Source organism: Caulobacter sp. GW821-FHT12D05 (genome assembly GCF_058807295.1).
In genome coordinates this window covers 1,567,116-1,587,813 of record NZ_JBXAQO010000001.1, presented here as the reverse complement: position 1 = coordinate 1,587,813, position 20,698 = coordinate 1,567,116, and the positions used below count along the sequence as shown (strand labels likewise).

At 68.7% G+C, this 20,698-nt stretch carries 20 protein-coding genes; 9 read left to right on the top strand and 11 right to left on the bottom strand.

Annotation, left to right across the window (positions count from 1 at the left end; translation table 11 throughout):
- Entirely contained in the window at positions 1-633 is a 633-nt protein-coding gene (gene lptC, locus AC1RRR_RS07060; protein WP_492811628.1) for an LPS export ABC transporter periplasmic protein LptC, read from the bottom strand.
- Between the two features lie 154 nt (positions 634-787).
- Between lptC and AC1RRR_RS07055 the strand changes: the two genes are divergently transcribed.
- Genes AC1RRR_RS07055 through AC1RRR_RS07045 form a run of 3 tightly spaced genes read left to right on the top strand, consistent with a single transcriptional unit; the run spans position 788 to position 3,806 of the window.
- Complete coding sequence (locus AC1RRR_RS07055; RefSeq protein ID WP_492811626.1) at positions 788-1,852, top strand: LLM class flavin-dependent oxidoreductase; 1,065 nt, start codon at positions 788-790, stop codon at positions 1,850-1,852.
- Positions 1,849-2,472, top strand: coding sequence for a cysteine hydrolase family protein (locus AC1RRR_RS07050; protein WP_492811624.1), 624 nt, complete (start codon positions 1,849-1,851; stop codon positions 2,470-2,472). Before AC1RRR_RS07055 ends, AC1RRR_RS07050 begins: the two co-directional genes overlap by 4 nt.
- A complete protein-coding gene (locus tag AC1RRR_RS07045) occupies positions 2,472-3,806 on the top strand; it encodes a zinc-binding metallopeptidase family protein (protein WP_492811623.1) in 1,335 nt (444 codons plus the stop codon). The genes AC1RRR_RS07050 and AC1RRR_RS07045 overlap by 1 nt, the downstream gene beginning before the upstream one ends.
- On the opposite strand, the gene AC1RRR_RS07040 is transcribed toward AC1RRR_RS07045, so the two are convergent.
- Positions 3,779-5,119: a DsbA family protein gene (locus AC1RRR_RS07040; RefSeq protein WP_492811621.1), complete on the bottom strand. Its 1,341-nt coding sequence runs from the start codon at positions 5,117-5,119 to the stop codon at positions 3,779-3,781. The two genes, AC1RRR_RS07045 and AC1RRR_RS07040, sit on opposite strands and share 28 nt — an antisense overlap.
- Before the next feature lie 86 nt (positions 5,120-5,205).
- Between AC1RRR_RS07040 and AC1RRR_RS07035 the strand changes: the two genes are divergently transcribed.
- Positions 5,206-6,858 carry a sulfatase-like hydrolase/transferase gene (locus AC1RRR_RS07035; RefSeq protein ID WP_492811619.1) on the top strand — a complete coding sequence of 551 codons (1,653 nt, stop codon included), beginning with the start codon at positions 5,206-5,208 and terminating at the stop codon, positions 6,856-6,858.
- Positions 6,846-7,856, top strand: coding sequence for a formylglycine-generating enzyme family protein (locus AC1RRR_RS07030; protein WP_492811617.1), 1,011 nt, complete (start codon positions 6,846-6,848; stop codon positions 7,854-7,856). Before AC1RRR_RS07035 ends, AC1RRR_RS07030 begins: the two co-directional genes overlap by 13 nt.
- On the opposite strand, the gene AC1RRR_RS07025 is transcribed toward AC1RRR_RS07030, so the two are convergent.
- On the bottom strand, positions 7,853-8,332 hold the full coding sequence (locus AC1RRR_RS07025) for a DUF1330 domain-containing protein (protein ID WP_492811616.1): 480 nt from the start codon (positions 8,330-8,332) through the stop codon (positions 7,853-7,855). The two genes, AC1RRR_RS07030 and AC1RRR_RS07025, sit on opposite strands and share 4 nt — an antisense overlap.
- A gap of 71 nt (positions 8,333-8,403) precedes the next feature.
- Positions 8,404-9,336: a haloalkane dehalogenase gene (locus AC1RRR_RS07020; protein WP_492811615.1), complete on the bottom strand. Its 933-nt coding sequence runs from the start codon at positions 9,334-9,336 to the stop codon at positions 8,404-8,406.
- Positions 9,337-9,437: 101 nt separating this feature from the next.
- On the opposite strand from AC1RRR_RS07020, the gene AC1RRR_RS07015 reads away from it, so the two are divergent.
- From AC1RRR_RS07015 to egtB, 3 genes are all read left to right on the top strand, one after another.
- On the top strand, positions 9,438-10,535 hold the full coding sequence (locus AC1RRR_RS07015; protein ID WP_492811613.1) for an MBL fold metallo-hydrolase: 1,098 nt from the start codon (positions 9,438-9,440) through the stop codon (positions 10,533-10,535).
- 59 nt (positions 10,536-10,594) lie between these two features.
- Entirely contained in the window at positions 10,595-11,215 is a 621-nt protein-coding gene (locus tag AC1RRR_RS07010; RefSeq protein WP_492811611.1) for a TetR/AcrR family transcriptional regulator, read from the top strand.
- 297 nt (positions 11,216-11,512) lie between these two features.
- Complete coding sequence (gene egtB, locus AC1RRR_RS07005; RefSeq protein ID WP_492811610.1) at positions 11,513-13,675, top strand: ergothioneine biosynthesis protein EgtB; 2,163 nt, start codon at positions 11,513-11,515, stop codon at positions 13,673-13,675.
- Between the two features lie 92 nt (positions 13,676-13,767).
- On the opposite strand, the gene AC1RRR_RS07000 is transcribed toward egtB, so the two are convergent.
- Both AC1RRR_RS07000 and AC1RRR_RS06995 read right to left on the bottom strand, forming a co-directional pair.
- Entirely contained in the window at positions 13,768-14,028 is a 261-nt protein-coding gene (locus AC1RRR_RS07000) for a con-10 family general stress protein (protein ID WP_492811609.1), read from the bottom strand.
- The gene (locus AC1RRR_RS06995) at positions 14,012-14,149 is read right to left on the bottom strand and encodes a hypothetical protein (RefSeq protein ID WP_291873387.1); all 138 of its coding nucleotides are present in this window, start codon (positions 14,147-14,149) and stop codon (positions 14,012-14,014) included. Before AC1RRR_RS06995 ends, AC1RRR_RS07000 begins: the two co-directional genes overlap by 17 nt.
- Positions 14,150-14,267: 118 nt before the next feature.
- Here AC1RRR_RS06995 and AC1RRR_RS06990 point away from each other — a divergent pair, with 118 nt between their 5' ends.
- The gene (locus tag AC1RRR_RS06990; protein WP_492811608.1) at positions 14,268-14,936 is read left to right on the top strand and encodes a DUF1345 domain-containing protein; all 669 of its coding nucleotides are present in this window, start codon (positions 14,268-14,270) and stop codon (positions 14,934-14,936) included.
- On the opposite strand, the gene AC1RRR_RS06985 is transcribed toward AC1RRR_RS06990, so the two are convergent.
- The 5 genes from AC1RRR_RS06985 to AC1RRR_RS06965 all read right to left on the bottom strand — a co-directional run bounded on the left by AC1RRR_RS06985 (position 14,933) and on the right by AC1RRR_RS06965 (position 20,571).
- Positions 14,933-15,703 (bottom strand): EF-hand domain-containing protein, encoded by a 771-nt coding sequence (locus AC1RRR_RS06985; protein WP_492811607.1) that lies wholly within the window; start codon positions 15,701-15,703, stop codon positions 14,933-14,935. The two genes, AC1RRR_RS06990 and AC1RRR_RS06985, sit on opposite strands and share 4 nt — an antisense overlap.
- A gap of 140 nt (positions 15,704-15,843) precedes the next feature.
- Entirely contained in the window at positions 15,844-17,238 is a 1,395-nt protein-coding gene (locus tag AC1RRR_RS06980; protein WP_492811606.1) for an ATP-binding protein, read from the bottom strand.
- Positions 17,235-18,014, bottom strand: coding sequence for a response regulator (locus AC1RRR_RS06975; protein WP_454716819.1), 780 nt, complete (start codon positions 18,012-18,014; stop codon positions 17,235-17,237). The genes AC1RRR_RS06980 and AC1RRR_RS06975 overlap by 4 nt, the downstream gene beginning before the upstream one ends.
- 180 nt (positions 18,015-18,194) lie before the next feature.
- Complete coding sequence (locus tag AC1RRR_RS06970) at positions 18,195-18,905, bottom strand: MBL fold metallo-hydrolase (RefSeq protein WP_492811605.1); 711 nt, start codon at positions 18,903-18,905, stop codon at positions 18,195-18,197.
- Between the two features lie 82 nt (positions 18,906-18,987).
- Positions 18,988-20,571: an amino acid permease gene (locus AC1RRR_RS06965; RefSeq protein WP_492811604.1), complete on the bottom strand. Its 1,584-nt coding sequence runs from the start codon at positions 20,569-20,571 to the stop codon at positions 18,988-18,990.
- Between the last annotated feature and the right edge of the window lie 127 nt (positions 20,572-20,698).

The window sequence follows — 20,698 nt, the reverse complement described above, 5'->3', positions numbered from 1 at the left end:
TCAGCGCCCGGGCTCCAGCCGCGTGCGGACCCGGCCTTTCAGCACGACGCGATCGCCCTTGTCGGTGACGTTGTAGCTGTTGGCCTGGGTGCTGCCCTTGGGGCCTTCGCCCGCGATGCCCGAATTGCCGCTGACCTCGCCGGTGCGCATGTCGATCAGCGCCTGCGGGGCGTCGAAGGTATAACCCTCGGCGCTGGTGATCTTGACGTCTTCCGACAGCAGCAGGGTGTGCTCGGCCTCGCGATAGAGGCCGGTCTTGGCGATCGCCTGGCTGGGATCGGCGGCGCCATAGCCGCGCACCAGCAGCGGGGCGGTCAGGCGCACCAGGTTCTGGTCCTTGGCGTCGCGCTCGGCGTGCTGGGCGGTGATCAGGAAGGCCCGGCCATCCTTCAGCACGCCCGTGAAGCGCGGCTTGTCCAGCACCAGGGGCGTGTTGGCCGCCTGGGTCTGGAGCTTGTTCGAGGCGAAGCTGCGCAGCGCCGCCTGGCCGACCACGGCCACGCCGACGCCGATGGCGAAGACGGCCAGGGCGAAGCGCAGGCGACGGACCGGCGCCCGGCGGCGATTGCGGGCCCGTTCTGCGGCGCTTTCAACGGGGGGGACGGCGGAGACGCCATCGGTCTGGGTGAGCATTTGAGGAATGGATAGTCCTACGCCGCCGTTCGCCCAAGACCTTTGTTTTCCGGTGCGCGGTCCTGGCGCATGTAATTTGCCATGCAGATGGCGGTCGTTGACGTCCGGTCAAGTGCGGTTGTTTGCGTCACCGAAGCGCGTGATGATCCCCGCCATGTTCGATCGACCCGCGCAACACAAGGATTTCGGCGTCTTCCTGCCGGTGGCCAATGGCGGGTGGATCGTCTCCAAGACCACGCCCACGCTGGACGGGCTGTATGCCCAGAACCGCGCCGCCGCGATCAAGGCCGACGAGGTCGGCATGGATTTCGTGATGTCGATGGGCAAGTTTCGCGGCTTCGGCGGCGAGACCGACCACTGGGGGACCTCGCTTGAGTCGGTGACCCTGATGGCCGCCATCGCCGAGGCGACCAAGCGCGTGCGCATCTGGGCCACGGTGCATCCGCTGCTGCAGAACCCGGCGGTGGCCGCCAAGATGATCGCCACCCTGGACCATATCAGCGGCGGCCGAGCCGGCCTGAACATCGTGGCCGGGGCCTACAAGGCCGAGTTCGACCAGATGAGCGCCTGGGACGATTCGTTGTCCCACGACGATCGTTACGGCCTGGCCGAGGAATGGACGACCATCGTCAAGCGCCTGTGGACCGAGGACAGCGTCGACTTCGCCGGCAAGTACTTCACGATGAAGGACTGCCAGTCCAAGCCCAAGCCGTTGTCGGCGCCGCGTCCCGAGCTGATCTGCGCAGGCATGTCCGACCGGGGTTTCCAGTTCTCGGTGCGCGAGGCCGACGCCTGCTTCATCGGTGGGCGCTCGCGAGAAGAGCACCGCGAGGCCTCTCGCCGCGCCAAGGCCCTGGCCGCCCAGTTGGGCAAGACCGTCCGCACTTACGCCATGTGCACGATCATCCACGCCGAGAGCGACGCCGGGGCCGAGGCCCTGGTCCAGCGGTATGCCGAGGGCGCTGACATGGGCGCGATCGTCGCCATGCTGGCCAGCTGGGGCGTGCCGCCCGAACGCCTGGACGCGGTGGCCCAGAAGCAGGGTGCGTTCATGACCCAGACCATGGTCGGCTCGCCCGCCACCTGCCGCGAGCAGGTCGAAGCGTTCATGACCGAGTGCGAGCTGGACGGGCTGATGCTGATCTTCCCGGACTATGTGGAGGGGCTGTCGATGTTCGGGTCCGAAATCCTGCCGCAGCTGCGCACGGTGTTCTCGTGAGCCTCGAAGAGTGGATCGCGCCGGATCGCACAGCGCTGGTGATCGTCGACATGCAGGTCGATTTCGCCTTGCCCGAGGGGCTGAGCGGTCAGTGGGGGCTGGATCTCTCGACCGTGCCGGCGGCCCTGGCCGCGGCCGAACGCTTGGTCGTCGCGGCCAGAACCGCAGCGGTCCCGGTGGTGTTCGTGGGCCTGTTCACGACGCCGGAAACCGACTCCGACGCCTGGGACGAGCGGATGCGCCGGCGGGGCAACGACCCCGAGGCCGGCCCGGCGCTTTGCCGCGTTGGCGCGCGGGGCAGCGACTTCGTCGGTCCTCAGCCTCAACCGGATGAACTGGTCTTGCGCAAGACCCGCTACAGCCCGTTCTGGGACACCGACATCCATACCCAGCTGGAGATCCTGGACGTCGACACCCTGGTGATCGCCGGCCTGACCACCGAGTGCTGCGTCGCCGACACCGCCAAGGACGCCTTCAACCACGACTATCATGTGTTCATCGCCGTCGACGCTTGCGCGGCCTACGAGCCGGACCTGCATGCCGGGGCGCTGAAGATGCTGGACCTGAACACCGCGATCCTGACCGACACGGCCAGCATCGCTGAAGCCTGGGGCGTTTGATGGTCAGCCAAGCGGATCGCGACGTGATCGCCGCCGCTATCGATACGGACGAACTGACTGAACTGGCCCTGACCCTGGGCAACATCCCCAGCCGCTCGGGCCAGGAGCGCGAGGCCGGCGACTTCGTCCACGACTGGATGGCGCGTGAGGGCTTCTCGCCGCGCAAGGTCGGGGCGACGCCGGAGCGCTTCAACGTCATCGGAACCTATGGCGGCCTGGGTGTGGGCAAGAACCTGCTGTTCACGGCGCACCTGGACACCGAGAGCCCCACACGAAACCCCGATCTCGACGTCCACAAGTACAGCCCCGCCACTCTGGCCGATCCGGAGTGGGAGCGCTGCTGGCTCGAGGACGGCGAACTGCGCGGCTACCCGATCGCCAATGATCGCGGGCCGATGAGCTGTTTCCTGATCGCGGCCAAGGCGCTGAAGACCGCCGGCTACGGCCTGGCCGGGAAGATGTACCTGACCGCCTGTCCCGGCGAGATCGGGCCCGAGCCGATCGAGGAGCACAGCGGGATCGCCTATCTCGGCAAGGACATCGGCGCCCACTACCTGTTCCACCACGGCGGCGTCGCGCCCGACTACGCCATCGCCGCCGAGGGCTGCGACCTCGGCTGGACCAGCGTCGGCTGCGGCTATGCGGTGTTCCGGCTAAGGCTTTGGGGCGAGGGGACCTTCACGCCGCTGCTGCGCCATCCGGAGGTCGCCGGCGACCATCCGAACCCGATCTATCGCGTCGGCAAGCTGACCGACGCCATCCACGCCTGGACCCGCGCGTGGGAAGCCGCCAGCCGCTACGAAAGCGCCGGCGGGATCGCCGAGCCCAAGGTCCAGCTGTGCGCCATCCGCGGCGGCGTGCCGTTCCAGTTCGGGGACGGGACCGAGGTGGTCAGCCTCTATCTGGAAGTGGGCCTCAACCCGCGCCAGAAGGCCGCCGACGTGCAGCACGCCCTGGAGGCCATGGCCCGCGCGGCCGGCGTCGGTCGTGTCGAGATCGAGCCGGTGGTCGTGCGCCACGGCTTCGAAGCTCAGGCGGACGAGGTCGCACCGCTGGTCGGGGCCGTGGATGCCGCCACCCGGCTGGGCCTGGGCCACGCCGTCGAACGCGCCAACCCGGTCTATTCGAGCATGTGGCGCGACCACAACGTCTTCAACATGCACCGCGTACCGGCCATCACCACCGGCCCGCGCCGCTGGCGGCCGACGCCCAAGGACCTGGCCGACAGCGCCCTGGTCTACGCCCTGACGGCGCTGGAAATCTGCGGCCGGGCCGAGCTGAGCGAGGCGGCGAAGGGCTCTTCGGTCTATCCGGACAATCCGTTCGGGGCGTAACCCCGCAGCGGCTCCATGGCCGCCCGGATGTCGTCCTCTAGCATCCACAGGCGGTCCTGGCCCCAATGGGCCGGCTGGCCGCTGACCCGGAAGCTGGGCGCGCCCCAGACGCCAGCGTCCAGCAGGGCGGCGCGGTTGGCCTCGACCCGGTCGCGCCAGCTCTCGTCGGCCAGGGCGGCGGCGGTTTGAGCGTCGGTCAGGTCGGCGCGACGGGCGACGGCATAGAGGCCCTTGTCCTCGGCCAGGGCGATCCCGTCAGCGAAGGCGGCCTTCAGGCCCAGCTCGGCGAACGGCTCGCCCAGGCCCAGCGGGATCGCGTGGTGCAGCACCGCCAGCGCGCGCTCCGCGCCGGCCCCGACCGGGTCGACGATCTTGCCGAACGGCAGGCCCAGGCGCTCGGCTTCGCGCTTGCAGTCCAGGGCGATGTACAGGGTCTTCACGCGCGGCACGGCCAGGCCCCGCATGACCATCGGCAGGATCGGCTTGAGCTCCAGCTTCGCGCCATAGGCCTGGGCCAGTTGCCGGATGCGCGGCAGGACCAGCCAGGAATAGGGGCTGCGGAACGAGAACCACAGCTCGATGGTCGGGGCGGGCAGACCCAGCGGTGGGCTGAGCGTCGGCTCCAGAGCCGGCGCCAGCGGCGGTGTTCCGGCCTCGCGGTCCAGGCCCCGGTCGGCCAGGCGGCGCTCCAACCAGCCCAGGCGGTCGACGCCCCAGAACCACTCGCCCTCGAAGTGGAACATGCCGCCCAGATAGTGGCCCAGCCGGGCGCGTTGGGCCTCGCCGGCGATCAGGATGTCGTCCACCAGGCGCGGGTCCTGGCCGCTGGCCCAGGCGGCCATGCCGGCCAGGGTGCGGGCGTCGCCAGACCACAGCGCCGCGCCGGCGGCGGAGGCCACCTCCTCGAACCGGCCGCGTTCCAGGGCGTCGGCCAGAACGACCTCGAGCCGGCGCGCGGCCTCGGGATCGGGCAGGGCGGCCTTGGCCGGGAAGCCCAGGCCCCGGGCGCGGGCTAGGCGAGCGGCGTCCCGCAGGCCGTAATCGCGCAGGCGCTCGCGATCCGGCGCGGCCGAGTCCTCGGGCGGCGGGACCAGCCAGGTGACGACCTCGACGTTGTAGCGGGCCCGCAGCCTAGGCAGCATCTGGGCCGCCAGGTGCGAATAGGGATCGTCGGCCTGGTGGAAATAGCGGACGGTCGGCTTCTCGCCACGCAGCGTGGCCTTGAAGGCCGCGAGGTCGCGGGCCAGCTTGCGCCGGGTCGGGCTGGTCAGGGCGGCGGTCGCGCCGCGCATGAGGGTGGTGCGCAGGGACATGGCTGTCCTCCTCGTGTCGAGGGGAATGACATCTAGCGGCACGATGAATGTCAATATATGCTCTGACTCAAACAGGGAGGCGCGTGATGAAGGCCTGGAAGGGGCTCCTGGCGACAGTCGGGACGCTAGTCGTGGCCGGCGCGCTGGCCTGGCATTTCCGCTTCGACCTGATCATCCTGATCGCCAAGTCCAAGCAGCCCAAGGTCGAGGCCAATCAGCCGGTGACCTGGGTCCAGGGACCCGCCACGCCGCCGGAAGGCCAGCGGCCGCCCAACGTCGTGTTCATCCTGGCTGATGACCTGGGCTATAACGACATCACCCTGAACGGCGGCGGCGTCGCGGGCGGGGCTGTACCGACACCGGCCATCGACTCGATCGCCCACCAGGGCGTGACCTTCGCCAACGGCTACAGCGGCAACGCCACTTGCGCCCCGTCGCGGGCGGCGATCATGACCGGCCGCTACGCCACCCGCTTCGGCTTCGAGTTCACCCCTACGCCGGTGGCCTTTTCACGCGTCGTCGGCGGCCATGCGGGCGACCCGCTGCATCCCTCGCACTTCAACAAGGACGAGGTGAAGAACACGCCCAAGGACGACAACACCGAGGCCGTGCCCTCGACCGAGATCACCATCGCCGAGGCGCTGAAGACCCGCGGCTACCACACCATCCACCTGGGCAAATGGCACCTGGGCGGGGTCAAGGGCTCGCGGCCCGAGGACCAGGGCTTCGATGAGAGCCTGGGCTTCATGGCCGGCGCCGCGCTGTTCGCGCCGGTGGGCGACAACTCCGTCGAGGAGTCGCGCCAGGACTGGGATCCGATCGACAAGTTCCTGTGGGGCGCTCTGCCGTTCGCCGTGCAGTACAACGGCGGCAAGATGTTCCACCCGTCGACCTACATGACCGACTACCTGACGGATGAGGCAGTCAAGGCGATCGACGCCAACAAGAACCGGCCATTCTTCCTGTATCTGGCCTACAACGCCGTCCACACGCCCTTGCAGGCGCCTAAGGCCGACTATGACGCCCTGAGCCAGATCAAGGACCATCGGATGCGGGTCTATGCCGCCATGGTCCGCAACCTGGATCGCAACATCGGCCGCGTGCTGCAGACGCTGAAGGACAAGGGCCTGGACGACAACACCCTGGTGATCTTCACCTCCGACAACGGCGGCGCGAACTATATCGGCCTGCCCGACATCAACCGGCCGTATCGCGGCTGGAAGGCGACCTTCTTCGAGGGCGGCATCCACGTGCCGTTCCTGCTGCGCTGGCCCAATCAGCTGCCGGCGGGCGCGGTCTATCGCAGCCCCGTGGGCCACGTGGACATCTTCGCCACCGCCGCCGGAGCGGCTGGCGCGACCCCGCCGAAGGACCGGGTGATGGACGGCGTCGATCTCGTACCGTTCGTGAAGGGCCAAGCCAGCGGCGATCCGCACAAGGCGATCTACTGGCGCTCGGGCCGCTACAAGACCGTGCTGGCGGGCGGCTGGAAGCTGCAAGTGGCGCAGGAGCCGAACCGGACCTGGCTGTTCGACTTGTCGACTGATCCGACTGAACGCCACGACCTGTCCAAGGCCCGGCCCGACAAGCTGCGCGAGCTCCAGGCGACCTTGGCCCAGCTGGATGGCCAGATGGTCAAGCCGGCCTGGCCGTCGCTGATCTCGGGCGCCTTCTATATCGACCATCCGGGCGGCCAGAAGCCCAAGCCCAGTGACGAGTACGTCTATTGGGACAACTGAGGACGCTTTCGGTCATGGCGATCCTGGCGCTGACGGCGTGCAAGCCGGCGCCCAAGGCATGCCTGGCGGACCTGCCGGTCGCCGACCCCACCCACCGTACGGCGGGCATGGTTCGGCTGGCGGGCGGGGACTTCCTGATGGGCGCGGCGCCGCTGCGCGCCGAGGAGGGGCCACCGCAGGCGGTGAAGGTCGCGCCGTTCTGGATCGACCGCACCGAGGTCACCAATGCCGCCTTCGCGCGGTTCGTCGAGGCCACGGGTTATCGCACCGTGGCCGAGCGGCCGCTCGATCCCGCGCGCTACGCCCAGCTGTCGGCGGCGCAGCGGCGTCCGGCCTCGCTTGTCTTCGTCGGGGGGACGAAGGCGGCGAGGTCGGACGATCCCTCACAGTGGTGGCAGGTGGTCCCCGGCGCCGACTGGCGACACCCGACGGGGCGAGGCTCGAACATCAGGGGCAAGGACGCCTGGCCGGTCGTCCACATCGCCTGGGAGGACGCCATGGCCTACGCCAAGTGGCTGGGCCGCGACCTGCCGACCGAGGCCGAGTGGGAATACGCCGCGCGCGGCGGCCTGACAGGCAAACGCTACGCCTGGGGCGACCAGCCGCAGGATGCCCAGCATCCAAAGGCCAACACCTGGCAGGGGCCGTTCCCGGCGCAGGACCTCGGAACCGACGGCTACAAGGCCAGCCCGGCGCCGGTCGGCTGCTATCCGCCCAACGGCTTTGGCCTGGTCGACATGGCCGGCAACGTCTGGGAATGGACCAAGGACTGGTTCCGACCGGGCCTGGAGCCCGCCGAGGTGGTCGAGACCGGCGGCCCGCCGCAGGCGCGGGCGCTGGATCCCGACGAACCCAACACGCCCAAGCACGTGGTCAAGGGCGGCTCGTTCCTGTGCACGGACGACTTCTGCTTCCGCTACCGGCCCGCCGCGCGCACGCCAGGACCGCCCGACAGCGGGGCCTCGCACGTCGGCTTCCGCACGGTGTTGCGGGACTAGTTGAGGGCGCCCGCCAGCTCAGGCTTCCACATCCGGTCGTCATTGTGCAGGCCGCGCGGCTCGTAGCCGGCGGCGGGCCGCGTGCGGATGTTCAACTGACCGGCCAGGCCGGCTTTCCGGTGATGCTCGATGGCGTGCATCTCGGGCGAGACGGCCATGGCCTGGAAGGCGGCCAGCGAGGGGTACTCGGCCAGGGCCACGGCGTCCCACAGGTCGTCGACCTCGCCCAGCAACAGGCCCGTGACCGCGCCGCTGTAACGGATTCGCCCGCCCAGGGCCTCGATCAGGCCGGTGACGACTGCGCCGTAGCGGCCATAGGCTTCGCGGCCCGACAGCTCGGCGTCCGAGCCGTCGGCATACTCGGCCTTTTCCTTGAACTTCAACAGGTTGACCATCACGAAGGGACCGTCATCCGGCGCGCCGAAGAAGTCTTCGAACTGGTCGGAGGACGGGAAGACGGCGTTGACAACCTTCATTCAGCGGGCTCCGCGAACGCTTTGGATCGCGCTGTGAGCGGCGCGACCCCAAAACGGGGTATACGGTGAAGTTAGACGGTTTCCAGCGCATCCGAACTGGAAACGGGTAGCGACCCCGCCAGGGCGTCCAGCAGGGCGGCGATTTCGCTCGGACTGTCCTCCTGGATGAAGTGGGCGCCCTTCAGCGTCGTGTGGGCGACCTTTTTTGCCCCCGGTACGCGGCTCTGGAACACGGCCTCTCCGCCGCGCGTGATCGGGTCGGCGTCACTGAAGGCGGTGACGAACGGCTTGTCGAACCGCTCCAGCACCTGCCACGCGGCCTTGTTCTCGGCGACCGAGGCGTGCTCGGGCGTGATCGGCACCAGGGCGGGGAAGATCCGCGCGCCTTCCTTGTAGGTCTCGTCGGGGAAGGGGGCGTCATAGGCGGCGCGCTCGGCCTCCGTCAGCTCACGCGCCGAACCGCCGTTCAGGAGGAAGCCGATCGGCAGCTCCGGGACGTTCTGGCTGAAGTTCAGCCAGGCCTCGAAGGCCTCGCTCTTGCCCACGCCGATCGGCAGGCCGGTGTTGGAGACGACCACGGCGGCGAACCGCTCGGGGAAGGCCGCCACCAGCCGCAGGCCGATCAGCCCGCCCCAGTCCTGGCAGAACAGGACGATGTCGGTCAGCTCGTTGCGGACCAGCCAGTCGCTCATCCATTCGACGTGCCGCTCATAGGTGTAGTCGGCGCGGGCGGCCGGCTTGTCCGAGCGGCCGAAACCCACCAGGTCCGGCGCGATCGCCCGGCGGCCGCGCTGGCTCAGGTCGGCGATGACGTGGCGGTACAGATAGGCCCACGAGGGCTCGCCGTGCATCAGCAGGATCGGCCGCTGATCCTTGGGGCCCTCATCCACGTGGTGGATGCGCAGCGCCGTGCCGTCGGCGTCGAACACCGGCGTGTAGCGCGGCGCATAGGGCCAGTCGGCCAATCCCTGGAACCGATCGTCCGGCGTCCGCAACACGTCCATGGCGTTTCCTCCCGTCCGCTTGGCGGATTCATATTGACACTATGAGTGTCATTATGTGGTCATTCGGTCAAGACTGGCGGTCAAGAAGGGGAGGAACCAGCATGCGCAAGGTCTGGATCGGTCTTGGCGTCGTGGGCGCCATAGCGGCGCTGGTCGCGGGCGGCGGCTGGCTGCTGCGCGGTCGCCTGGCCGAGGCGGGGATGAGCAAGGTCTATCGGCAGATCATGGCCGAGGACCCGATCGCGGCGCTGCCGGACGGGCTGCATGTCGGCCTTTGCGGCTCGGGCTCGCCGATGGCCGACCCGACGCGGTCAGGGCCTTGCGTGGCGGTGGTGGCGGGCAGGGACCTGTTCGTGGTCGACTCCGGGCCGGGCTCGACCCGCAACCTGCTCTTGATGAACCTGCCGCCGCCGCGCGTCTCGGACGTCTTCCTGACCCACTACCACTCCGACCACATCGGCGATCTGGGCGAGCTGATGCTGCAACGCTGGGCGGCCGGAGCGGCCAAGGCGCCGCTGCCGATCCACGGTCCGCCGGGCCTGGAGCCGGTGGTCAACGGCTTCCAGCAGGCCTACGGCCCCGATCGCGGCTATCGCATCGCCCACCATGGCGAGACCGTCGCGCCACCGTCGGGCTTCGGCGGGACGCCTCATGCCTTTACCGCCGATCCCAACGCGCCCGACGTGTTGGTGCTGGAAAAGCCGGACCTAAAGGTCTGGGCCTTCCCGGTGTCGCACCACCCGGTCGAGGGGGCGGTCGGCTACCGCTTCGAATACAAGGGGCGCAGCGTCGTGATCAGCGGCGACACCGGCCCGTCAGAGCGCCTGGTCCGCGCCGCCAAGGGCGCCGATCTGCTGCTGCACGAAGGCCTGGCGCCGAACTTGGTCGCCGACCAGCGCGCGGCGGCCCTGGCGGCGGGACGCGAGAACTACGCCCGCATCTTCCACGATATCCTGAGCTACCACACCCCGCCCGAGGTCGCCGCGCGCGAGGCCAAGGACGCAGGGGTCAAGGCGCTGATGTTCTACCACATCATCCCGCCGCTGCCGGTCAAGGCGCTGGAAGGGCCGTTCCTGGGCCGCTCGCGGGCCATCTTCGGCGGGACGTTGAAGGTCGGCCATGACGGTGACTTCGCCTCCCTGCCGGCGGGTAGCTCGGACATCCTATGGTCGAACAGGCTGAACCTTCTGCCGTTTTGAGGTGGCCGAGCGCGCGCGAGCGGTCTACTCAAAGCACAGCAGCAGGGAGAAGCCGGGTCGTGAGCGCCGCCAAGCGCCAAGTCCATCCAGACGTCGAGGCCCCTTCCGAGGACGGCCGTCGCCGCCGCTCGCAGGACAGCCGGGCCCGTATCGTCGCCGCCATGCTGGAGCTGGTCCGCGAGGGCGATCCCTCGCCGTCGGCCGAGCTGGTCGCGACCCGCGCCGACGTCGGCCTGCGTACGGTCTTCCGTCACTTCAAGGATCTGGAGAGCCTGTACCGCGAGATGTCGGCGGTGATCGAGGCCGAGCTGATGGCCCTGGTGTATACGCCCTTCAAGGGCATTACCTGGCGTGAGCGGGTGCTGGAGCTGGTCGAGCGCCGCGGCGGGGCCTACGAGAAGGTTGGGCCGTTCAAGCGGGCCTCCGAGGCCCACCGCCATCATTCGCCGGCCCTGGCCCTGGACAACGCCAAGATGGTCGAGATCTCGCGTGAGATTCTGCGTCGCCAGCTGCCGCCGGAACTGGCCAAGGACCGCGTCCGCTTCGAGGCGATCGACCTGCTGCTCAGCTTCGACGCCTGGAACCGGCTGCGCCGCGACCAGGAGCTGTCGCCCAAGCGCGCCACCGAAGTGCTGCAGGCGATGATCGACGCCTTATTAGATGCGCCTCTGGCCGATTAGCTTTTGATGGGGTGGGATCGCCGGTCGGAGCTGCTCAATTCTCCGACCGGCAGGTCCGTCGACGTAAGGGGCTGCCGACGTCCTCCACTACGTAGACGTCTCCGCAAACCTTCGCCCTCCAGGGTTTTTGCGCTCGATTTGAGTTTTTCCGTCCAAGCCTTGCGTGTCGGCTCCTGTCACATCCTGGCAGCAGCGCGCGGGTAGCGTCCTTGTCACGGACGGGCGGAACACCGAAGTTCCGGGAACGTTGTCGTCGCCTGGGCTGAAGCTTGGCCCGCTCTTCCCGCAGGAGTGCTCATGACCCCGGACGATATGCCCGCGATGACCATCGCGGAATGTTCCGTTGAAGCGCTCGTCGATCGCTACCAGATGGTGCGCCGGCGCACCGAGACCCTGGCCGCGCCCCTGTCGCCCGAGGACCAGTCGGCCCAGTCGATGCCGGACGCCAGCCCAACCAAGTGGCATCGGGGCCATACGACCTGGTTCTTCGAGACCTTCCTGCTGACGCCGTTCCTGCCGGGCTACACGGTCTATGACGCCAGCTTCGGCTACCTGTTCAACTCATACTACGAGGCCGTCGGTCCGCGGCAGCCGCGTCCGCAGCGGGGCTTGCTGACCCGTCCCTCAACGCAGGCGGTCGGCGCCTATCGCGCCCATGTTGACGCGGCCATGGTGCGCCTGCTGGAAGGGCCGCTGACGCCCGAGATCCGCGAGCGGGTCGAGCTGGGCCTGAACCATGAGGAGCAGCACCAAGAGCTGATCCTGATGGACATCCTGCATCTCTTCGCCCAGTCGCCGCTGAGCCCGGCCTATCAGCCTGGCGCCGCAACCGCGCGGCCGGATCCCGGCCCGCAGCGCTTCCATCGCTTCGCCGGTGGCCTGGTCGAGATCGGCGCCTGCGAGGCGGGCTTCGCTTTCGACAACGAGCGTCCGCGCCACAAGACCTATGTCGCCCCGTTCCGCCTGTCGGACCGCCTGGTGACCAATGGCGAGTGGCTGGCCTTCATCGAGGCCGGCGGCTACGGCCGCGCCGACCTGTGGCTGTCCGAGGGCTGGGCCAAGGTCAACGAAGAGAGCTGGGAGGCTCCCGGCTACTGGCGCCGCGACGAGACCGGCGCCTGGACCACCATGACCCTGCGCGGCCGCCATCCGGTGGATCCGAACGCGCCGGTCGTCCACGTCAGCTACTACGAAGCCGCCGCCTACGCCGCCTGGAGCGGCCGTCGCCTGCCGACCGAGGCCGAGTGGGAGGCCGCCGCCACCGCCAGCGGCATGACCGCCTTGCGCCAGCTCTACGGCGGCGCCTGGCAGTGGACCGCCAGCGCCTACAGCCCCTATCCCGGCTTCAAGCCCGGTCCTGGCGCCCTAGGCGAGTACAACGGCAAGTTCATGGTCAGCCAGATGACCCTGCGTGGCGGCTGCGAGGCCACGCCGCCTGGCCACACGCGGGCGACCTATCGCAACTTCTTCCACCCCGGCAGCCGCTGGATGTTCGGCGGGGTGCGCCTGGCCGACGATGACCGCCTGAGCGAGGTCAAGCCGGGCGACACCTTCCTAGACGAGGCGATCGCGGGCTTGTCGGCGTCGCCGAAGACCCTGCCGGCCAAGTACTTCTACGACGCCGAGGGCTCGCGCCTGTTCGAGGCGATCTGCGAGTTGCCGGAATACTACCTGACCCGCACCGAGACGGCGCTGCTACGCCAGATCGCGCCGCAGATCGCCGCGCGCATCCCGGACGGCGCGGCCCTGGTCGAGTTCGGCAGCGGGGCCAGCACCAAGACCCGCATCGTGCTGGACGCCGCGCCGCAGATCGCCGTCTACGCGCCGATCGACATCAGCCCGACTGCCCTGGACGAGGCCGCCGCCAGCTTGCGCCAGGCTTACCCGAACTTGACCGTGGCCCCGCTGGTCGACGACTTCACCAAGGCCATGACCTTACCGCAAGGCGTCAAGGGCCACACGCCGGTTGGCTTCTTCCCCGGCTCGACGATCGGCAACTTTGCGCCGGACGAGGCCGAGGCGCTGCTGCGTCAGGCTCGCGTGCTGCTGGGCGAGGGCTCACTGTTCATCGTCGGGGCCGACGTCGCCAAGGATCCGGCCGTGCTGATCCCGGCCTATGACGACGCGCAAGGCGTGACAGCGGCGTTCAACCGCAACGTCCTGGTCCACATCAACCGCGAGCTGGGTGGGACCTTCGATCCCGAGGCTTTCGCTCACAAGGCGGTGTGGAACGCGGAAGAGAGCCGCATCGAAATGCATCTGGAGAGCACGCGCGACCAGATCGTCATGGTCGGCGACTACGGCTTCCGGTTCGCCGCCGGAGAGACCATCCACACCGAGAACTCGTACAAGTATCCGGCCGAGGCCTTCGAGGCGATCGCCCGTCGCGCCGGCTGGACCGTGGCCCAGCGCTGGGTCAGCGAGGACCCGACCTTCGCGGTCTACGCCCTGACCGCCTGAGGCGGTCAGGCGCTACGCCTGCCATACACGCGCGAAAACGCGCCGGTTCCGAAGATCGGGACCGGCGCGTTAAGTTCGTTTCCGCCGCTCTCTTAGAGAGCGCGTTCGCCGGGACGACCGCCGCGCGAGGACGAACCGCCCTTGCGTCCGGCGTTCGCCGCCAGGTCTCGATCCTTGGCGAAGCTGCGCTTTTCGCTGGGCACGCTAGCTCCGCCCTTCCTGGCGATTTCGCGGCGGCGTTCCGGGTCCATGGCGGCGAAACCGCGACGACCGCGGGGACGTTCGCTATCGATGTCCATGTGGGGGCTCCTAGTCGGGTCTGTACTGGGCGGACGTTTAGGTCGCGGCGCCATAGGGACGGTCGTCCCCTGGATCGACCGGCGGCGAGGTGGGGGGCTCCTCGACGGGGATGACGCCAGGCTCGTACTCGGGCGGTTTGGGCTCGGGCGGAGGCGGGGCGTCTGGGTCGGTCACTGGTGTCGTTTCCTGAGCGTTCCGGTGAAGTAACCAGCGAAGACGCTTTCGGTTCACGCCCAGATCACACTAATTACGCCGCACCGGGACGAGCCGGCGGTTAAGGAGTCGTCGGAGAATGGCCCGCAAGTCCAAGCAGATGGTCGATCGCGCCGCATCCCACTGGCGTTTGGCCGCCGGTTTCGTCGCCGGAATAATCAGTTGGAGCGCGGCGAAATATTTTGGCGCGCCGAAGGGATCGCACCTGTTGCTGGGCTGGGACGCCGCCGCCCTGGTCTATCTGTTCACGACGTGGTTGCTGTTTCTCAAGGCCGACGAGGCCGAGGTTCGCTCGCGCGCTGCTCAGGAAGACGAGGGCGTGCCGATCCTGCTGCTGATCGTCCTGGCCGCCATCGTCGCCAGCCTGGGGGCGGTGGTCGACGCCATGATCGCCGTCAAGAACGCCGCCGACGCCACCAAGGCCTTCATCGGCGTCTGCGCCGGCATGACGCTGGTGCTGTCGTGGCTGGTGCTGCAGTCGGCCTTTGTCCTGCACTACGCCCATCGCCACTTCGGCGACGGGAAAGGGAAGGGCGGCATCGGCTTTCCGGGCGAGCCGCCGACCAGCTACATGGACTTCGCCTATCTGGGCTTCAGCGTGGGGGCGACGTTCCAGGTCTCGGACAACAGCATTCTGACCAGCAAGCTGCGCAAGCTGGTCACCGCCCACGCCGCAGCGGCCTATTTCTACAACACCGCCATCCTGGCCCTGGGCATCAACATCATCGCCAGCCTGATCGGCGGCTAGCCGGGGCGGCCCATGCCACCGCCGTGGCCTCCACGGCCCCCGCGACCGCCGCCACGACCCATGCCGCCGCCCTTGCCCTTGTTGCCCTTGGCGCCGGGGCGCAGGCCGGTCTGGGCCGGGGTCTTGGGCAGTTCCTCCAGCTTCAGGACGCCGTCCTTGTCGGTGTCGAGCAGGGCGAAGCGGGTCTTGGCGGCCTTGGCCGCCTCGTCCTTGGTGATGCGACGATCGAAGTTGCCGTCTGAAGCCATGACCGGTTCGGGCTCGGCGATCAGGCCAAACAGGGCCGCGCCCTGCAGGACATTGGTCCCCTGCGGACGCCGGCGCGGAGCGTCATCGCCGCCGCCATCCTCGCCCGGACCCTGGCCCATCGGTCCGCGCCGCATCGCGCCGGGCGCGGGCAGGCCGACGATCTCGGGCGCGATACGGGTTTCGTAGGTCGAGACCTCGAAGCCGTCGATGACGCCGTTCTTGTCGGTATCGACCACGGCGAAGAACCGCAGGGCGTCAGCCACGAACTCGTCGCGGCTCAGCGCGCCGTCATGATTGCCGTCGGCGCCGTCGAACCAGGCCTTGACGGGGTAGGGGGCGCCGGGCGGGGCGCGGAAGGGCTCGCCGGCCGGGCTGATGAACAGCTGAGGGCCACGCATCGGGCCAGCGTCCTCTCCTGGCGGCCCGCTCCGTCCGTGTGGCCGCTCCGGCGGCGCCGAGGCGCAGGCGGCGAGCGAGGTAGCGAGGATGGCGGTCAGGCCGAGCGAGCGAAGGTTCATGCGCCAAGGATCTCCAGTCAGTCGAGCTTTGAAGCCCATCTGGATGTCCCGGCGATGTCAGGCTTGGCCGTGAGCCTTGCGCGGCGGCAACATCCGCCCCGGTTCCGCCGCAAAGCGCTGCCGAAACTTGCCGAAGCCTATCAGGCCGGCAGGAAGACGCAGGCGCGCAGGCCGCCGCCCGTGCGGTTGTGCAGGGTCACGTCACCGCCGTGCGCGCGGGCCAGCGAGCGGACGACCGCCAGGCCCAGGCCGATGCCGCCCGTTTCCCGGTTGCGCGAGGGCTCGCCGCGATAGAAGGGCTCGAACACCCGTTCCTGCTCGTTGGCGGGGATGCCAGGGCCGTCGTCCTCGATCTCGATGATCGCCATGTGGCCCTCGGCATACACTCGGCCACGCGCCACACCGCCGTACTTCAGGGCGTTGTCGACCAGGTTGGTGACGAGACGCTTGAGAGCGACGGGATCGCCCTCGATGACCACCTTCTCGGAGCGGTCGACCGTGGTGTCGCCGCCGGTCTCGGCGGCCTCGTCCATCACGCTTTCCAGCAGCGAGGACAGTTCCAGCTTGGTGCGCTCGGCCGGGCGGCTGGTGTCGCGCACGAAGCCCAGGGTGGCGGCGATCATCGCCTCCATCTGGTCGATGTCGGCGGCCAGCTTGGGGCGGACGTCGTCGGGCGTGGACTCGATGCGGAACTTCAGGCGGGTCAGCGGCGTGCGCAGGTCGTGGGCGATGGCGCCGACCATGGCCGTGCGGTCCTCGACGTAACGACGCAGGCGCTCCTGCATCATGTTGAAGGCGGTGGCGGCGGCCAGCACCTCGCTGGAGCCGGACATGTTCAGCGGCGGCGTGCGCGGGTCCTTGCCCAGGCGCTCGGCGGCGTCGGCGAAGGCGGTGATCGGCTGGGCAAGGCGGCGGGCGAACAGCCACGCCAGCGGCGTCACGGCCGCCACCGACAGCAACAGGATCAGCAGCACGCGCTGCTGCCAGCTGTCAAAGCGGAAGAAGGTCGGCTTGGGCTCGACGATCAGCCAGTGGCCGTCGCTCTGGCGGACGCCCAGCTTGAAGTCGCCGAACATCAGCTGCTCGTCCTTGCCCTGCGGGCGACCGCCGGGCTCACGGGCGAAGGGCTCGCGCGCCCGGTTCGGGGGCGGCGTGGGGTCGGACTTGGGCGGGGTGACGGGCTGGCGTCGCACGAAGAAGCGCGGACCGTTGTCGATCTGGATCTCGATGCGATTGACCGGGACGTCCAGCAGGCGGCTCATCTCGGCCTTGAACTCGGCGCGGCGCGGATTGTCGGGGCCGATGGCGCGGACCGAGCCGTGATGCTTGACCACCAGGGCGCGGCCGTCGCGCGTGGGGACCGACTGGCCCGACTTGAGGGCGCGCGCGATCTCGCTGGACCGGTAGAACTCCGGCGGGGGCGGGGGCAGGTTGAAGATAACCGCGATCGAGATCAGCTGGGCCGCCACCAGGGTGATGATGACGAGGCCCAGGGCCTGGACGAACAGCGGCGCGCCGCGCCGGAGCAGGGTCATGGGGTGCGGACGACCTTTGCGGTGAACATGTAGCCTTCGCTGCGGATCGTGCGGATCAGCTCGCTGCCGCCGCCGTCGTCCAGCTTGCGGCGTAGACGGCTGATCTGGACGTCTATGGCGCGGTCATAGGCGTCGCTGTCGCGGCCTCGGGCCAGGTCCAGCAGCTGGTCGCGGGTCAGCACGCGTTGCGGGCGCTCGACGAAGGCGCGCAGCAGCGAGAATTCGCCGCTGGACAGGTTGACGACCACCGACTGCGGCGAGCGCAGTTCGCGGCGCACCAGGTCCAGGCGCCAGCCGGCGAACTCGCAGGCCGCGCCCATGGCGTCGTCCACCGCGCGCGGCTCCTGGCGGCGGCGCAGCACGGCGCGGACGCGGGCCAGCAGTTCGCGGGGATTGCAGGGCTTGGGCAGATAGTCGTCGGCGCCCAGTTCCAGGCCGACGATGCGGTCGGTTTCCTCGCCCATGGCCGACAACATGATGATCGCCGGACCGTCGGCGCCGGCCGACAGGCGGCGGCAGATGGCCAGGCCGTCTTCGCCGGGCAACATGACGTCCAGCACGATCAGGTCGATCGGACCGCGCGCCAGGACCTGCTCCATGGTGCGGGCGTCCTGCGCCGTCTCGACCGCGTAGCCGTGACGGGTGAGGAAGTCGGAGACGACGTCGCGGATGCCCGGATCGTCATCAACGATCAGGATGCGGGGGGCCGCGCCGCGCGGTGCGTCGATGTCGCCTTGGCCCGTGGTCCCTGGGACGGTGTTCTGGACATTTTCCATGCGTCGTTCCTGTCACGTCCCCGTCACGCTCAGATTTCACGCCTGAAACAGCGACGCAACCCGGTCGTGCGATCTGATGTCGCACCGGCGGGCCGCTTTCCCCCACCCTAAGCGGGCCGAAGGCGTTGAGGCTCGGCCCGTTTTAGCCCCCCTTGAGCGGGTCGGGCCTCGATGATCCCGCTAGCCCGGCGAGTGGTTCTTCGGAGCCTGATAGGCGCTGCCCTGCGCCTGCATCGCCGCGACCACCCGATCCCCGACGAACGGATTGCTGCGCCGCTCGGCCCCGAAGGTCGACATCGGCCCGTGGCCCGGCACGAAACGGACATCCTCGCCCAGCGGCCACAGCTTCTGGGTGATCGAGTCGATCAGGTCCTGGTGGTTGCCACGCGGGAAGTCGGTACGGCCGATCGAGCCCTGGAACAGCACGTCGCCCACCTGGGCGAACTTGGTCTCGCGGTGGAAGAACACCACGTGGCCGGGCGTGTGGCCGGGACAGTGGAAGACCTCCCACTCGGTCTCGCCCAGGGTGACGGTGTCGCCGTCCTTCAGCCAGCGGTCGCTAACGAAGATCCGGGCCTCGGGCATGCCGTACATCTCGCCGGACTGCTGGATCTGGTCGATCCAGAACTGGTCGTCCTCATGCGGTCCCTCGATCGGCACGCCCGTGCGGACCTTCAGCTCGGCGGCGCCGCCGGCGTGGTCCATGTGGCCGTGGGTGATCCAGATCTTCTCCAGGGTCAGGCCCTTGTCGGCGATGGCCTTGAGCAGGCGGTCGACCTCGCCGCCCGGATCGATCACGGCGGCCTTCATGGTCTTGGCGCACCAGACGATCGTGCAGTTCTGCTGCAGCGGAGTGACCGGGGCGATCACGGCGCCGATGGGCATGGTCATGGGACCTGACTCCAAAAGAAAAAGGGCGGGAGCCGAAGCGCCCGCCCTCTTTGACCTAAAGCCTAGTGGCCGCAGATCAAGATCATTCCGCGCCGGGCAGGCCGGTGGGCGGAGCGTCGTCGTCCAGTTCGTGGACTTCGCCGCGCAGGCCCTTGCCGACGTGGCTCTTGCGGAAGCCATAGGCGAAGTAGATCACCAGGCCGATCGCGCCCCAGACGGGCAGCACGGCCATCGCCTCGAAGGGCAGGTTGAAGTACAGCACCGCGCAGCCGAGCATGGCGATCGGGGCGATGACCCACACCAGCGGCGTCTTGAACGGACGCGGACGGTTCGGATCCTTCACGCGCAGCACCATCACGGCGATCGACACCATGAAGAAGGCAAACAGCGTGCCCGAGTTCGAGATGTCGGCCAGCTGACCCACCGGGAAGAAGGCGGCGGCGATGGCGACGCAGACGCCAGTGAAGATGGTGACGATGTAAGGCGTCTTCCACTTCGGGTGGATGGTGGCGAAGCTCTGCGGCAGCAGGCCGTCGCGGGCCATGACGAAGAAGATCCGGGTCTGGCCGTAGATCATCATCAGGATGACCGAGGGCAGGGCCAGGTTGGCGGCCAGGCCCAGCAGGTTGCCCAGGACCGGGAAGTTGATCTGGCGCAGGACGTGGGCCAAGGCCTCGTTCGAGCAGACCAGCTGTTCCTTGTTGGCGGCCAGGTTACAGGCGGCGGTGAAGGCGGCCGAGCCCGGCTGGACGATCGAGCCGTCCAGGCCATGCACCGGCTGAGCGCCGACGGCGCCGATCGCGCCAGCGGCGACCAGCAGATAGAAGATGGTGCACAGGGCCAGCGAGCCGATCAGGCCGATCGGAACGTTGCGCTGCGGGTCCTTGGTCTCTTCGGCGGCCGTCGAGACGGCGTCGAAGCCGACGTAAGCAAAGAAGATCGAGGCGGCGGCGCCGACCACGCCCATGCCGGTCGTGCCCGTCGGGCCGAACCAGCCGTTCGGGGTGAAGGGCGAGAAGTTGCCGGTCTTCAGGACCGGCAGGGCCATGACGACGAACACGGTCAGGGCGGTGACCTTGATGGCCACCAGGACGGCGTTGACGCGGGCGCTTTCGGTCGTGCCGATGACCAGAAGGGCGGTCACGGCCAGGGCCACGATGATGGCCGGGACGTTGACGATGCCGGCGCTGAAGTCGGCGACCGGCACAAAGCCGTTCATCGACCAGGCGGGACCATGTCGCAGGGCGTCAGGCCAGTGGAAGCCTAGTGCGTTCTCGATCAGACCTAGGAAATAGCCGGACCAGCCGACCGACACGGCCGAAGCGGCGACCGCGTATTCCAGGATCAGCGCCCAGCCGACCATCCAGGCCAGCAGCTCGCCCATCACGGCGTAGGAATAGGTGTAGGCCGAGCCCGAGACCGGGACCATCGAGGCCAGTTCGGAGTAGCAGAGCGCGGCGAAGGCGCAGACGGCGCCGGCGATCACGAACGACCACATCATGCCCGGGCCGGCCTTCTGGGCGGCGGCGGCGGTCAGAACGAAGATACCCGTACCGATGATCGCGCCGACACCCAGCAGCGTCAGCTGGATGGGACCAAGCGAGCGGTGAAGGGATTTTTTCTCAGCCGTCGCTAGGATCGCATCAAGCGATTTAACGCGCCACATAGTTCCTCCTGATAGGCAAGACTCCCCCCGGGGGTCGCCTTTAGAAAATTTTGCGGACCGTGACCCGTTTATGAGCATGGGGTCAAGGTCGAGCAGCGGATGCGCGTAAATGTTCTCCGCGCCCCTG

Coding starts and splice junctions, on each gene's coding strand:
- lptC (WP_492811628.1), bottom strand. CDS start 633: ATGCTCACCCAGACCGATGGCGTCTCCGCCGTCCCCCCCGTTGAAAGC.
- AC1RRR_RS07055 (WP_492811626.1), top strand. CDS start 788: ATGTTCGATCGACCCGCGCAACACAAGGATTTCGGCGTCTTCCTGCCG.
- AC1RRR_RS07045 (WP_492811623.1), top strand. CDS start 2,472: ATGGTCAGCCAAGCGGATCGCGACGTGATCGCCGCCGCTATCGATACG.
- AC1RRR_RS07040 (WP_492811621.1), bottom strand. CDS start 5,119: ATGTCCCTGCGCACCACCCTCATGCGCGGCGCGACCGCCGCCCTGACC.
- AC1RRR_RS07035 (WP_492811619.1), top strand. CDS start 5,206: ATGAAGGCCTGGAAGGGGCTCCTGGCGACAGTCGGGACGCTAGTCGTG.
- AC1RRR_RS07025 (WP_492811616.1), bottom strand. CDS start 8,332: ATGAAGGTTGTCAACGCCGTCTTCCCGTCCTCCGACCAGTTCGAAGAC.
- AC1RRR_RS07020 (WP_492811615.1), bottom strand. CDS start 9,336: ATGGACGTGTTGCGGACGCCGGACGATCGGTTCCAGGGATTGGCCGAC.
- AC1RRR_RS07015 (WP_492811613.1), top strand. CDS start 9,438: ATGCGCAAGGTCTGGATCGGTCTTGGCGTCGTGGGCGCCATAGCGGCG.
- egtB (WP_492811610.1), top strand. CDS start 11,513: ATGACCCCGGACGATATGCCCGCGATGACCATCGCGGAATGTTCCGTT.
- AC1RRR_RS07000 (WP_492811609.1), bottom strand. CDS start 14,028: ATGGCGCCGCGACCTAAACGTCCGCCCAGTACAGACCCGACTAGGAGC.
- AC1RRR_RS06990 (WP_492811608.1), top strand. CDS start 14,268: ATGGCCCGCAAGTCCAAGCAGATGGTCGATCGCGCCGCATCCCACTGG.
- AC1RRR_RS06985 (WP_492811607.1), bottom strand. CDS start 15,703: ATGAACCTTCGCTCGCTCGGCCTGACCGCCATCCTCGCTACCTCGCTC.
- AC1RRR_RS06980 (WP_492811606.1), bottom strand. CDS start 17,238: ATGACCCTGCTCCGGCGCGGCGCGCCGCTGTTCGTCCAGGCCCTGGGC.
- AC1RRR_RS06975 (WP_454716819.1), bottom strand. CDS start 18,014: ATGGAAAATGTCCAGAACACCGTCCCAGGGACCACGGGCCAAGGCGAC.
- AC1RRR_RS06970 (WP_492811605.1), bottom strand. CDS start 18,905: ATGACCATGCCCATCGGCGCCGTGATCGCCCCGGTCACTCCGCTGCAG.
- AC1RRR_RS06965 (WP_492811604.1), bottom strand. CDS start 20,571: ATGTGGCGCGTTAAATCGCTTGATGCGATCCTAGCGACGGCTGAGAAA.